This window comes from Streptomyces sp. DSM 116795 (assembly GCF_055792905.1).
Map to the genome: position 1 here is coordinate 698,497 of NZ_CM147707.1, position 11,856 is coordinate 710,352.

11 protein-coding genes are annotated in these 11,856 nt (G+C 69.6%); 2 read left to right on the forward strand and 9 right to left on the reverse strand.

The window, feature by feature from the left end; genetic code table 11:
* Positions 1-124: 124 nt before the first annotated feature.
* Positions 125-484, reverse strand: a complete 360-nt coding sequence (locus tag ACSMXX_RS03030) for an MmcQ/YjbR family DNA-binding protein (protein WP_473182472.1) — start codon at positions 482-484, stop codon at positions 125-127.
* 44 nt (positions 485-528) lie between these two features.
* Positions 529-1,488, reverse strand: a complete 960-nt coding sequence (locus tag ACSMXX_RS03035) for an alpha/beta fold hydrolase (RefSeq protein WP_473182473.1) — start codon at positions 1,486-1,488, stop codon at positions 529-531.
* Between the two features lie 656 nt (positions 1,489-2,144).
* Here ACSMXX_RS03035 and ACSMXX_RS03040 point away from each other — a divergent pair.
* Entirely contained in the window at positions 2,145-3,347 is a 1,203-nt protein-coding gene (locus ACSMXX_RS03040; RefSeq protein WP_473182474.1) for an acyl-CoA dehydrogenase family protein, read from the forward strand.
* Between the two features lie 103 nt (positions 3,348-3,450).
* Here ACSMXX_RS03040 and ACSMXX_RS03045 read toward each other — a convergent pair whose 3' ends face one another.
* The 5 genes from ACSMXX_RS03045 to ACSMXX_RS03065 form a co-directional block, all read right to left on the reverse strand.
* Positions 3,451-4,020: a GAF domain-containing protein gene (locus tag ACSMXX_RS03045; RefSeq protein ID WP_473184608.1), complete on the reverse strand. Its 570-nt coding sequence runs from the start codon at positions 4,018-4,020 to the stop codon at positions 3,451-3,453.
* Positions 4,010-4,615, reverse strand: coding sequence for a GTP-binding protein (locus ACSMXX_RS03050; protein ID WP_473182475.1), 606 nt, complete (start codon positions 4,613-4,615; stop codon positions 4,010-4,012). Before ACSMXX_RS03050 ends, ACSMXX_RS03045 begins: the two co-directional genes overlap by 11 nt.
* Entirely contained in the window at positions 4,593-4,976 is a 384-nt protein-coding gene (locus tag ACSMXX_RS03055) for a DUF742 domain-containing protein (RefSeq protein WP_473182476.1), read from the reverse strand. Before ACSMXX_RS03055 ends, ACSMXX_RS03050 begins: the two co-directional genes overlap by 23 nt.
* 9 nt (positions 4,977-4,985) lie before the next feature.
* Positions 4,986-5,402, reverse strand: a complete 417-nt coding sequence (locus ACSMXX_RS03060; protein WP_473182477.1) for a roadblock/LC7 domain-containing protein — start codon at positions 5,400-5,402, stop codon at positions 4,986-4,988.
* A 212-nt stretch (positions 5,403-5,614) separates the two neighbouring features.
* Positions 5,615-7,501 carry a sensor histidine kinase gene (locus tag ACSMXX_RS03065; RefSeq protein ID WP_473182478.1) on the reverse strand — a complete coding sequence of 629 codons (1,887 nt, stop codon included), beginning with the start codon at positions 7,499-7,501 and terminating at the stop codon, positions 5,615-5,617.
* A gap of 1,012 nt (positions 7,502-8,513) precedes the next feature.
* Here ACSMXX_RS03065 and ACSMXX_RS03070 point away from each other — a divergent pair.
* Complete coding sequence (locus ACSMXX_RS03070) at positions 8,514-9,305, forward strand: tyrosine-protein phosphatase (protein ID WP_473182479.1); 792 nt, start codon at positions 8,514-8,516, stop codon at positions 9,303-9,305.
* A gap of 69 nt (positions 9,306-9,374) precedes the next feature.
* Here ACSMXX_RS03070 and ACSMXX_RS03075 read toward each other — a convergent pair whose 3' ends face one another.
* Complete coding sequence (locus tag ACSMXX_RS03075; protein WP_473182480.1) at positions 9,375-10,757, reverse strand: aspartate aminotransferase family protein; 1,383 nt, start codon at positions 10,755-10,757, stop codon at positions 9,375-9,377.
* 82 nt (positions 10,758-10,839) lie between these two features.
* Positions 10,840-11,853, reverse strand: a complete 1,014-nt coding sequence (gene hpnH / locus ACSMXX_RS03080) for an adenosyl-hopene transferase HpnH (RefSeq protein ID WP_473182481.1) — start codon at positions 11,851-11,853, stop codon at positions 10,840-10,842.
* Positions 11,854-11,856: the final 3 nt, after the last annotated feature.

Here is an 11,856-nt window from a genome sequence, read left to right on the forward strand (position 1 = left end):
CCCGACTTGGCCGCGCCCGACCTGACCCAACCCGGCCTGACCGCCCGCGATCTGGCCTGAGCTGGCCCCTGGAACCAGGGTGCGCGCGGTCCGCCCGCCCAGCCGCCGGGCTAACGCTTCTCTCTCAGCCGCCGAGCCGCTTGGGAGCCGCCTGCCGCCAGGAGTCGAGCAGGATCGCCCGCAGTTCGCCGACGTCGTCGAGTGCCGCCAGGCGTACCCGCAGAAAGTCGTAGTTGTCGTCGTGACCGGGCTTGATGAAGAACTTCCCGGCCTCGGCGGCGATCAGTTCGGCCCGTTCCTCCCTCGGGCACTTCACGCCGATGGTGGTGTCGTCGTCGCCGAGCGAGGCGAAGATCTTGCCGTCGACGCGGAACGTCGGCTGTCCCCAGGCGAGTTTCTCCGTCGTACCGGGCATCGACAGGGCCACCTCGCGGACGTCGGCGGCGGTTACCGCCCCGGCTCTGCCGCTCTCCCCGTCCGTCATCTCCCCTGCTCCCTCTCCGCTCCCGCGCGCACGCTCGGCACGCCTCACACGTGCGCGTTGAGCCATTGCAGCAGATCGGTGTGGACCTCGTCGCGATTCGTCTCGTTGAGGATCTCGTGGCGCGCGTCCGCGTACGCCCGCCAGTCCAGCTCGCGCATCCCCAAGTAACGGAAGTCCTCCAGGAGTTCGTAGACGAGCGTCATGCCCTGGTTGCAGGGGTCCTGGTCGCCGACGGCGATGTGCACCGGCAGGTCGCGCGGGATACGTCCGAGCTGCGCGGGATCGTTGATCTTGCGGCTGCCGGTCACCCAGTCCAGGGAGAGCCCCGCGCTGAAGGCGAAGCCGCAGCGCTCGTCGCCGGCATAGACGTCGACTTCGTCCTCGTCGCGGGAGAGCCATTCGAAGCCGGTGCGGTGGCTGTAGGGGTCGTTGAACGAGCTGAACAGATCGGGCACGAAGTCCGAGACGGCCTCCCGGCCGCCCTTGTCGATCTCGCCCTCCAGCTGCCGGACGGCCGTCTCCGTCTCGCAGCCGGGCAGGGAGCGGAAGGTGCCGGAGAGAATGAGCCCGGCCACCCCCTCGCCGTACTCCTGTACGTAGTCGCGGGCGAGCTGTGAGCCCATGCTGTGCCCGAAGAAGACGAACGGCGTGGCCTCGGGGAGTTCGGCCCGTACGCGGTCGCCTACGGTCTTCAGGTCGTCGACTGTGGCGCGCCAGCCGCTCTCGCCGACCACGCCGTAGCCGCCCGTGTGCTCGGCGGTGGCACCGTGGCCGCGGTGGTCGGAGGCGACGACGGTGTAGCCGTAGCGGCCGAGGAAGCGGGCGAACCGGTCGTAGCGCTGGGCGTGTTCGGCGGCGCCGTGGGCGATCTGGACCAGGGCGCGCGGCATACGGCCCGCGCCCTCCGCGTCGTCGGGGTGCCATGTGTAGGTGGCGATCCGGGTGCCGTCGGCTGCCGTCGTGTGGTCCTGCCGTACGCCGCTCACGTGTCCGCCTCCTCGCATGGCCTGTTCGCTCCTCGCAGAGAGTCACCGTACTGGCCGGGCGCGTTCGGCGTGAAGGTCACCGCCCCGGGGTGAGAGCGCGTACAGCGTGTGCCGGCCGGGCTGTCTCATCCACGGCGTACGAACCGTAGTCATCGCAAAGTTCAGGCCACCGTGCAGCGGTGGGAGCGTACTTCCCGGCCCCTGAACGGCGCTCGCTGTCGTCCTGGGGTCGCACGTGCGCCGCGCGCGCCGGTCGGTGTGGAGTCCGTGCCGGAGTCCCGAGCCTCCGCACAGCGCCATCAGCCCTGCCCATACCGGTACACACGTCGACGAGCGGCAGCGCATCGTCACGAATCCGTTTTGGTTCCCCCGGTGTCGACTTGCCGCCAATCGCCGGGAATTGCTGACCGCAAGCGGTAACGGTGCTATGCCAGTGGGTAGTGCTGGTGGGGTGTCCCCGCATGCGCCGGCTCGCCGCCGGCGTCATACACCCCTCCGCACAGGCCAGTTGAGATTGCAAGAGGGAGGCTTTCGGCCAAATAGGCTGGGCGATCTTGAACTGGCGCTGCAACAGTGGAGGATAATGCGGTCGGCCTATGCCAGGGGCGGGTCAGCTGCCGATGCACGACCTCCGCCCAACCGGAAGCGGAGCCACCCGCGGAGAAGGGCTCGTCATGGGACGCTACTTCACGGACCAACGCCACGAGGCATTGCGCGCGGCGGTCCGGGAGTTCGCGAAGACCGAGGTCACACCCCGAATAGCCGAGATGGAAGCCACCCGCTCGGCATCCGTCGGACTGTCCCGTCTGATCGCCCGTCAGGGGTGGATCGGAGCGACCGTGCCACCCGGATACGGAGGCATGGGCGTCGGTCATCTCGGCAAGACCGTGGTGATCGAGGAACTGTCCAGGGTGAGCGGCGCGATGGGCGCCATGGTGCAGGCGTCACAGCTCGGCGTCGCAAAGATCATTCACTTCGGCAACGAAGAGCAAAAGAAGACGTGGCTACCGGCAATTGCCTCAGGCGACTGCCTCCCGACCATCGCGGTGACAGAACCCGAGTCGGGCGGCCACGTACTCGGAATGACATCCTCCGCCGTCCGGGACGGCGACGACTACATCCTCAACGGCAGCAAGGTCTACGTCGGCAACTCCCACGTCGGGGATCTGCACGGCGTCGTGGTCCGCACCGGCCCGGGCTCCAAGGGCCTCACAGCCTTCCTCGTCGAACCGGACACACCCGGCTTCTCGCTCGGCCGCCAGCGGCCCGCCATGGGGCTCCACGGCTTCAGCTTCGGCGAGCTGGCCTTCGACAACTGCCGGGTGCCCGCGGCCAACCGGCTGGGCGGCGAGGGGGACGGCCTCGCCGTGGCCTACTCCTCCAGCGTCCTGTACGGGCGCGCGAATCTCACGGCCGTCTCGCTCGGCATCCATCAGGCGATTCTCGACGAGACGTCGGCGTTCTGCGCCGAACGGCAACGCTACGGAGCTCCGCTCGGCGAGCTCGGTTCCATCAAGCTGAAGCTCGGCCAGATGCAGTCGCGGCTGATGACGGCACGTCTCGCCGCATACCACGCCGTGCACCTTCTCGACCAAGGCCAGCCCTGCGACGCGGAGTTGATGAACGCCAAGCTGGTCAACGTGGAGTACGCGCTGGACTCCGCACGCGACGCCATGGAGATCCACGCGGCATGCGGGCTCTTCACCGACCGGCCCGTGGAGCGCTATCTGCGCGACGCGCACCACATCTTCGCTCCGGCCGGCACCTCCGACGTCCAGCGGCTGCGCCTGGGCGAGTTCGCCCTCGGCACGGCCAAGGGCTCCTGGTCCCAGCGGCTGAGCGAACTCGTACGTCTCGAACCCGAACCCGCCGGCTGACCAGGAGGAGCGGTGGGAGCCGGAACCGGAGCCCGAGCCGGAGCCGTCACCGCGGACCGCGGCGGGCCCGTCCGCGCCCGGTCCGCCAGGGGCCTTGCCCGAGTCAGGGCCCCTGGTGCTCCCGCCGGTGGATCTGCTCCACCAGGTCCGCTGCCATCGACTTGATCGTCTCCAGCCCCTGCCGTCCCCACGGCCGGGGCTCCTGGTCGACCACGCACACCGTGCCGAGAGCCATGCCCGTGCGGTCTATCAGAGGGGCCCCGAGGTAGGAGCGGATACCGATCTCGTCGACGACGGGGTTCCCGGCGAAGCGCGGGTAGTCGCAGACGTCCTCCAGCACAAGCGCCTTGCGCCGCACGATGACGTGCGGGCAGTAGCCGTGGTCGCGCGCCATCACGCGGCCGACGGACGCGCCCGCGTTCGACGAGGGGTCCAGCTCGACGGCCTGGTCGGCACCGGGCGCGTACAGCCCCGCGAAGTACTGCTGGTCCTCCTCGATGAAATTGACCATGGCGTACGGAGCGCCGGTGACCCGCGCGAGATGACGGGCGAAGTCGTCGAACTCGGGGACGGGCGCCTCGCCGAGGCCCAACTCCCGCAGCCGCACGACCCTGTTGGGAGCCTCGGTGTCCTCGGGCGTCAGCAGCAGATGGCTGGTGGGGTCAAACGACATCGGTGCCATGGGAGCTCCTCGTGTTGATCAGATGCTGGACAAGGGAGACGAGAGCCTGCGTGCCGGAACTCGCATGCCGGGCGTCGCACAGCACCACCGGCACATCGGGTTTGAGATCGATCGCGGCGCGCACTTCGTCCGGCTCGTAGCGGTAGGAGTTGTCGAACTCGTTCACCGCGACGATGAAGGTGATCCCGCGCCGTTCGAAGAAGTCCACGGCGGCGAAGCAGTGTTCGAGACGCCGGGTGTCGGCGAGCACCACGGCACCCAGCGCGCCCTCGGAGAGCTCGTTCCACATGAACCAGAAGCGCTCCTGGCCCGGCGTCCCGAAGAGATAGAGCATGTGCGAAGCGCTGAGGGTGATGCGTCCGAAGTCCATGGCCACGGTCGTGGTGGCCTTGTCCTCGACACCCTCCAGGCTGTCTGTCGCGGCGCTGACCTGAGTCAGCAGCTCCTCGGTACTCAGCGGCTCGATCTCGCTCACCGCACCGACGAACGTCGTCTTACCGACGCCGAAGCCGCCGGCGACGAGGATCTTCAGCGCGGTAGGGAACGGATCGGCACGGCTCAGGTCAGAGTCGTCTACGGAGCCCATCCAGCACCGCCTCCAGGAGGTCTCGATCGGTCGGGTCGTTTCCCAGCGGCACCCGTCCCGGGGCACGCGAAGTGATTGCTCCGCAGTCCACCAGGTCGGACAGCAGCACCTTGGTGACCACTGCGGGCTGGGCTATCTGTGCGGCGATCTCCGCCACCGAGACCGGACCGCCGCACAGCTTCAGCACATGGCTGTGGTCCGGTCCCAGGTAGCTTTGCGGCCGGTCGCCGGTGGCCATCACCAGGGTCAGCAGGTCGAACTTGGCCGAGGGTTTCGTGCGTCCGTTGCTGACGGTGTACGGGCGGATCAGCCGCCCGGCGTCGTCGTCGAGCCACGGGCCTTCTAACGGCTCCTGTCTCATCCGGCCGCCTCAGTGACCGGCCGGCTGTCGCGCTGGAGTACCTAGATACGGGCGGACGCTCTTCACCAGCATCGCCATCTCGTATCCGAGAACGGCGGCGTCGGCGTCGCGCCCGGCAAGCACGGCGAGGCAGGCGCCCTGCCCGGCGGTCGAGACGAAGAGCAGCGAGGTGTCGAGTTCCACGACCACCTGGCGCACCTCACCGCCGTCGCCGAAGCGCACCCCGGCGCTGCGCGCCAGCGAGTACAGGCCGGAGGCGAGCGCAGCCATGTGGTCGGCTGTGTCGGTCTCCAGGCCGTGTGCGGCCTTTACGAGTCCGTCGGAGGACAGCAGGAGTGCGCTGCGCGTGTGGGGCACGCGCTGGACGAGTCCGGTCAGCAGCCAGGAGAGGTCTGCCGTGTGGCCGATGGGGGCTTCGCTCACCATGATCGCGTTCTTCTCCTTCAGGGCGGGAACCGCAGAGAGCGGGCGGGACCATGGCCCTGCCGGGCCCGGTCCGTCGGAATCTTGGGGTCGGTCCCGCGGCGTGTGGTGCGTGGGGCCGCGGGCTCGGGGACGTCCGATCCGCCGTACCGGCGGGCGGGTGGGGACGCCCGTGCCGAAGGCCGGAGGATCGCGGAAAACGCACCGGCGAAGCCCTAGTTGGCGGGGTGGGGGGCGTCGGTGTCTGTGCCAGGACCTGTGCCTGTTCCTGTGCCTGTGCCTGTGCCTGCACCAGGCCCTGTGCCTTCGGTCGTGCCGTCGGAGTCCTCGGCGAGGCTGGTTCCGCGCCGGAATGCGGCGAGCAGGCCGGGGTCGTGGCCCTGTGACGCCTCGTCCCAGCCGGCCTCCCCGGATTCGCCGCCGCGTGCGGCGGGCGCCTCGCGCAGTTCGGGCACGAGGTGCTCCTGGCGGCGGCGCCTGGGCAGTTCGGGGCGCTCGCCGTTGTGCGCCCCGGCGGCCGGTACGGATCGCCGCGGGAGCGTCTGAGGGTGCGGCTGCGCACCGGGCTGCGCCACGGGAGGCGAGGGCGGAGAGCCATGCGCCTGAGGCTGGGGCTGCGACTGGGGCTGGGGCCGCGACTGCGGCTGGGGCTGCGCCTGCGGCCGGGCATGGGAGTGCGGCTGCTGCTCGTACGAGGACCCGCCGTGGTGCCCTGACCTGTGGGCCGGCGCCTCGGGCTCGGGCCGGGCCTGTGCGGGAATCGCACCCGCGGTCTCCGGAGCGCCTGCCGGCTGCTGCTCCGGGTGCTCCGTGCTCTCCGTCCGCACGCGCGGCATCCGGGCACCGACTACGGCCGGGGTCGCACCGGCGGGGTCCGCGCCGACGGCGGCTCCGTTGGCACCGGCCGCCCCGTGCACGCCGTTCGCCGCCTTGCCGACGGCGGCGCCCGAGCGTTCTGCCGCTCCCGGCTCGTCGCCGAGCACCTCACGGGGCAGCACCAGTACGGCCTGGATACCGCCGTAGATGTTGCTCTGCAGCTGTACGACGATGCCGTGCCGCTGCGCGAGCGCCGAGACCACGAACAGCCCGATCCGCCCGTCCTGCAGCAGCTCCCCGACATCGATCCGTTCGGGGTCGGAGAGCACCGCGTTCATGCGGTTCTGCTCGGCGGCGGGCATGCCCAGGCCGCGGTCCTCGACCTCGATGGCCAGACCCGCCGTCACATGCTGCGCACGGAGCAGCACCTGGGTCTGCGGAGCGGAGAACACCGTGGCGTTCTCGACGAGTTCGGCGAGCAGGTGGATGACGTCGGCGACGGCGTGGCCGCGCAGAGTGCCCTCGATCGGCGGTACGAGCTTGACCCGCGGATACTGCTCGACCTCGGCGATGGAGGAGCGCAGCACCTCGGTCATGGTGACCGGACGGCTCCACTGGCGGCGGGAGACGGCACCGCCCAGAACGGCGAGGTTCTCCGCGTGCCGGCGGATGCGGGTGGCGAGGTGGTCGACGTGGAAGAGCCCCTTGAGCAGGTCCGGGTCCTCGACCTCGTTCTCCAGCTCGTCCAGGAGCTCGATCTCCCGGTGGACGAGGGACTGCAGACGGCGGGCGAGGTTGACGAAGACCTCGACCTTCTCCTCGCTGCCGCTGGCGGTGCTGCGTACGAGGGCCACGGCCTCGGTCACGGCCGTCTCTGCGGCGTGCTGGGCATGGGCCAGTTCATTGGTGAGCAGCTCGAACGCGTCTGCCTGCGCGCCCGGTTCCGGCAGTGCCGGGCGGGGACGGGGGCGCGGGCGCTCGCCCTGTTCGAGGCTGCCGAGCAGGGCGCGGATCTCGGACTGTCCGCGTGCCACGGACCGGCGCAGCACGGTCTGGCGGTCGAGGGCACGGCGGGCCTGGGCGGTGGCGGAGTGAGCTGCGCCGAAGATGACGCCGCAGACGAGCAGGAGTGCCGCGCCGAGGATGCTCCACAGCACGACGCCGTCGGTGCCCTGCGCGGGTGCCCCCGAGGCGTCCGCGCTGCCCTCGACGCTCATCACGTACGCGATCACCGCGGCGGCGGCCACGGCGATCACGCCTGCGGGGATCACGGCGAGGCGCACCATGCGGCGTCTGAGTGCGGCGTCGCCCGCGCTCTGCCGGGCCGGGACACGGCCGTGCCGTCGCCGGGAGCCGCCCGCCCCCGTCACCGCGGGCGCCGGAGCTGCCGGCGCTCCTTGCGGGGCGGTGCCGACTGCTCCCGGAGTGGCGACCGGAAGGGGGGCGTTGCCGGGGCGGGGCCCTGAGGAGAGTGCGGGACCGGATGTTCCCCTTCCTGTCTGCACCGCATGGCTCGGGGGTTCAGGCATCGGATTCCTCGGTTGACTTGAAGTCTGCTGGTGGGCTTCTTCGAAGCACGAGCACAGCGCGCGTCAGCTCTGGCAGCGCCACGGCCACGCTAATGCTCACAACCACTCATCGCGGACGCGGATGACATATTCGCCACCCTCCGCCAGCCCCTAAAGAGTGAAGATCGCAAGCGTGGACGTGCGGGCACGCGGTGTGATCGTAACTCCCTTACGCAGCCCCCCAGTTACTCTTCGCCACCCACCCGGCCTCGTCACGTGGGAGCCCATCGGCGAGCGGCAACTCGGCCCGCTCGTCGCCGAGTTCGCAGCATCACCCCACTGACCTGCGAATTCGCCACCGTGGAAAACGAGTTGAGGCCGCCGGCCCGTCACTCGCGCCGCGCTGACGAGGCGGCCATGAACCGTTTCACAAACGGAATGCGTTCTCCTGTTCGCCGGCGGCCCGATTCGGTCGAACGGTACATACGGGAATGCGCGGGGTCGGTGTCCTCCGGCTGACGCAGGCATATTCGCGGCTCGTCCCCGCCGTGCCCGCCACGCGCCCGCGCCGCGCCACCCCTGGCCGCCCATCGCGCTCACAACTCCGGATATGGGGCCGGAATTCGTCCCTGACGGCGCACTCGGCGCCGCAGATCACAAAAGGTGCCGGCACGCACCGCGAACGGCCGGCCACCGTGAGCCATCCCTCGCCGTCGCCCGACCGGTCACCCCCGCCCCATGTCGTATCGTCGGGTCGGGCACCGGCTGTCGCTACAGACGAGGAGCATCCGTGAGCCAGCAGTCCACCGAACCCACGTTGACCGGAGTTCGCAACTTCCGCGACGTCGGCGGAGTACCGACGGCGGACGGACGCCGGCTGCGGCACGGAGTGCTCTTCCGCAGCGGCCACCTCGCCCATGCGACGGAGGACGACACGGCCTTCCTCGGCCGCCTCGGACTTCACACGGTCTTCGACTTCCGCAACTCCGCCGACCAGGCCCTTGAGGGCCCCGATGTGGAGCTCCCGGGCGTACGCAACGTGAACATCCCGCTGTCCGACCCCGCGGACGGCGCGGAGTTCTGGAAGATGGTGCGCGACGGCGAGCTGGAGCAGCTGCGGACGGTCCTCGCGGACGGCCAGGGCGCGGCCCGCATGATCGCCTCGTACCGTTCGATGATCAAGAACCGCACCGCCGAGCACAGCAGGGTCCTGCACGCCCTCGCGGAGGACAGCGTGCCTGCCCTGATGCACTGTGCCGCGGGTAAGGACCGCGCCGGCCTGTCGGTCGCGGTGACCCTGATGGCGCTCGGCGTGGAGCAGGAGGCGATCGAGGACGACTATCTGCAGTCCAACTCGCCCCACCGCCGTTACAAGATGCACCGCGGTTCGCAGGGCGGCATGTCCCCCGAGGTGGCCGAGCTGCTCTCCCCGCTCTTCGACGCGCGCACCGCCTATCTCACGGCCGCCATGACCACCATCGAGGAGACGTGGGGCGGCGTCGAGGCGTACCTCACGCAGGGGCTCGGCCTGGAGACGGCCACGCGCGAGCGCCTGCGGGAGAGGCTCCTGGAGGACGGCTGACGGAAGTACGGACGCCGGCACCTTTCGAACGGCGGTCCCTACGGAGAGCGGTACCGCCTGCGGGCTTCCTCAGCGGTTCGCCGCCGCCTGCTTGATGAGATTGCGGCCGAACTCCCACATCAGGCCCCCGCCGTCGTGCGCCTCGTCCATGATCTCCTTGAACGCGCTGACGAAACGCTCCGCCTCCGGCTCCCCGATCACCAACGGCGGCGTGAGCTTGATGACTTCGAGCTCGTCGCCGGAGACCTGCGTGAGGATGCGGTGCCGCTGCAGCAGCGGCACGACCACCATCTGGGCGAACAGTCCCTTGCGGGCCGCCTGGAGCATCGTCCAACGACCGCGCAGACCGAGGGACTTGGGCCTGCCGAACTCGATGCCGATCATCAGTCCGCGTCCGCGCACCTCTTTGAGCATCTCGTAGTCCCCTACGAGGGCCGCGAGTCTGCCGCGCAGCACGTCCCCGATGCGGCGGGCCCTCGCGGTGAGGTCCTCGTTCTCCAGTACGGCCAGCGTCGCCAGCCCGGCCGCCATCGCCTGCGCGTTGGCACCGAAGCTCGCCGAGTGGACCTGCACCCGGTCCATCGACGAGTAGACCTTCTTGAAGATCCATTCCTTGCCGAGCGTGGCGCTCACCGGCACATAGCCGCCGGACAGCGCCTTGGCCACACACACCAGGTCCGGCTGGACATCCGCCTCGTGCTGGTAGGCGAAGAAGTCGCCGGTGCGCCCCAGTCCCGTCTGCACCTCGTCCGCGATCAGCAACGCGCCGTGCCGGTGCAGCAGTTCGCGGGCGGCGGTCAGAAAGCCGGGCGGCGTGGGGTGCACACCCTTGCCCTGGATCGGCTCGACGATGAGCGCCGCCACCTCGCCGCTTCTCAACTCCCGCTCCAGAGCCGCCAGATCGCCCAGCGGCACGGCCGTGTCCGGCAGCAGCGGCCCGAACCCGCGCCGGAAGGAGTTCTCCCCGTTGACTGACAGAGATCCTGTGGTGAGCCCGTGGAAGGCGTGGTCGCAGTAGAGGATCCGCCGCCGTCCGGTGGCGCACCGGGCGAACTTCAGAGCCGTCTCGACGGCCTCCGTACCGCTGTTGCCGAAGTAGACACGCTCCATGCCCGGCGCGTGCGCGAGCAGCCGTTCGGCGAGCAGCCCCGGCAGCGGAGGGCAGTCGAAGCGGGTGAGATCCGCGAGCTGCGCTTCGAGAACGTCGTGCAGGGCCTGCCGCACGACGGGGTGATGGCGCCCGACTCCCATCACGCCGAAGCCGGCGAGCATGTCGAGGTAGTCGCGTCCCTCGGCGTCGAAGAGATGAGCGCCCTCGGCACGTTCGTAGACCTTGTCGAAGCCGATGGTCTGCAGCATCCGCGGCTGCTGGTGGTTCAGGTGCCTTGCGTGCAGCTCGTACCGTTCGGCTCCGCGTTCCGCCAGCAGCTCGTTGAGGTCGAAGTCGCTCATCCCCCGGCCCCCTTCTCGGTGTCGGATTCCTCGTCGTGGTGTGCGGCCCGGCGCGGGGCGGCCGCAGGGATACGGGCCTCGCTCAGGCGCGTACGGTGTCCCGGGCCGCACGCAGCGACTCCTTGAGCGAGCCCATCGTGGCCAGCACGGCGGTCGGCTCGTATCCGCAGTGCGCCATGCAGTTGGCGCAGCGGGGGTCGCGTCCGCGCCCGTACGCCTCCCAGTCGGTCTCCTCGACGAGTTCCTTGTACGTGGGCACGTATCCGTCGCTCATCAGGTAGCAGGGCCGCTGCCAGCCGAAGAGGGAGTAGTTGGGGATCGCCCAGGCCGTGCACTGGAAGTCGGCCTTGCCTTCGAGGAAGTCGAGGAAGAGCGGGCTGTGATTCAGGCGCCAGCGGCGCCTGTTGCCCCCGCCGAAGGCCTTGCGGAACAGCTCACGGGTCTGCTCCACACCGAGGAAGTGCTCCTGGTCCGGGGCCTTTTCGTATGCGTAGGCGGGCGAGACCATCATCTCGTCCACCCGCAGCTCGTCGTTCAGGAAGTCGAGGACCTCGATGACGGTCTGAGGCGTGTCCGTGTTGAAGAACGTCGAGTTGGTGGTGACGCGGAATCCGAGCCGCTTGGCCTCCTTCATCGCCTCCACCGCCTCGTCGAAGACACCTTCCTTCGCCACCGACTCGTCGTGCCGCTCGCGCAGTCCGTCGATGTGCACCGCGAAGGCGAAGTAGGGGGACGGCGTGAACTCCTCCAGCTTCTTGCGCAGCAGCATGGCGTTCGTGCACAGGAAGACGTACTTCTTCTTCGCCACGAGCTGGCGGACGATCTCCCCGATCTGGGGGTGCATCAACGGCTCACCCCCGGCGATGGAGACCATCGGCGCGCCAGACTCGGTCACCGCCCCGACCGCCTGAGCGACCGGCATCCGCTGCTTGAGGACGCCGGCGGGGTGCTGGATCTTCCCGCACCCCTCGCACTTCAGGTTGCACGCGAACAGTGGCTCCAGCTCCACGATCAACGGGAACTTCTCGCGGCCTCGCAGCTTCTGCTGGAAGAGGTAGGTGCCGATTCGGACGGTCTGACGCAGAGGCATGGCCATGAC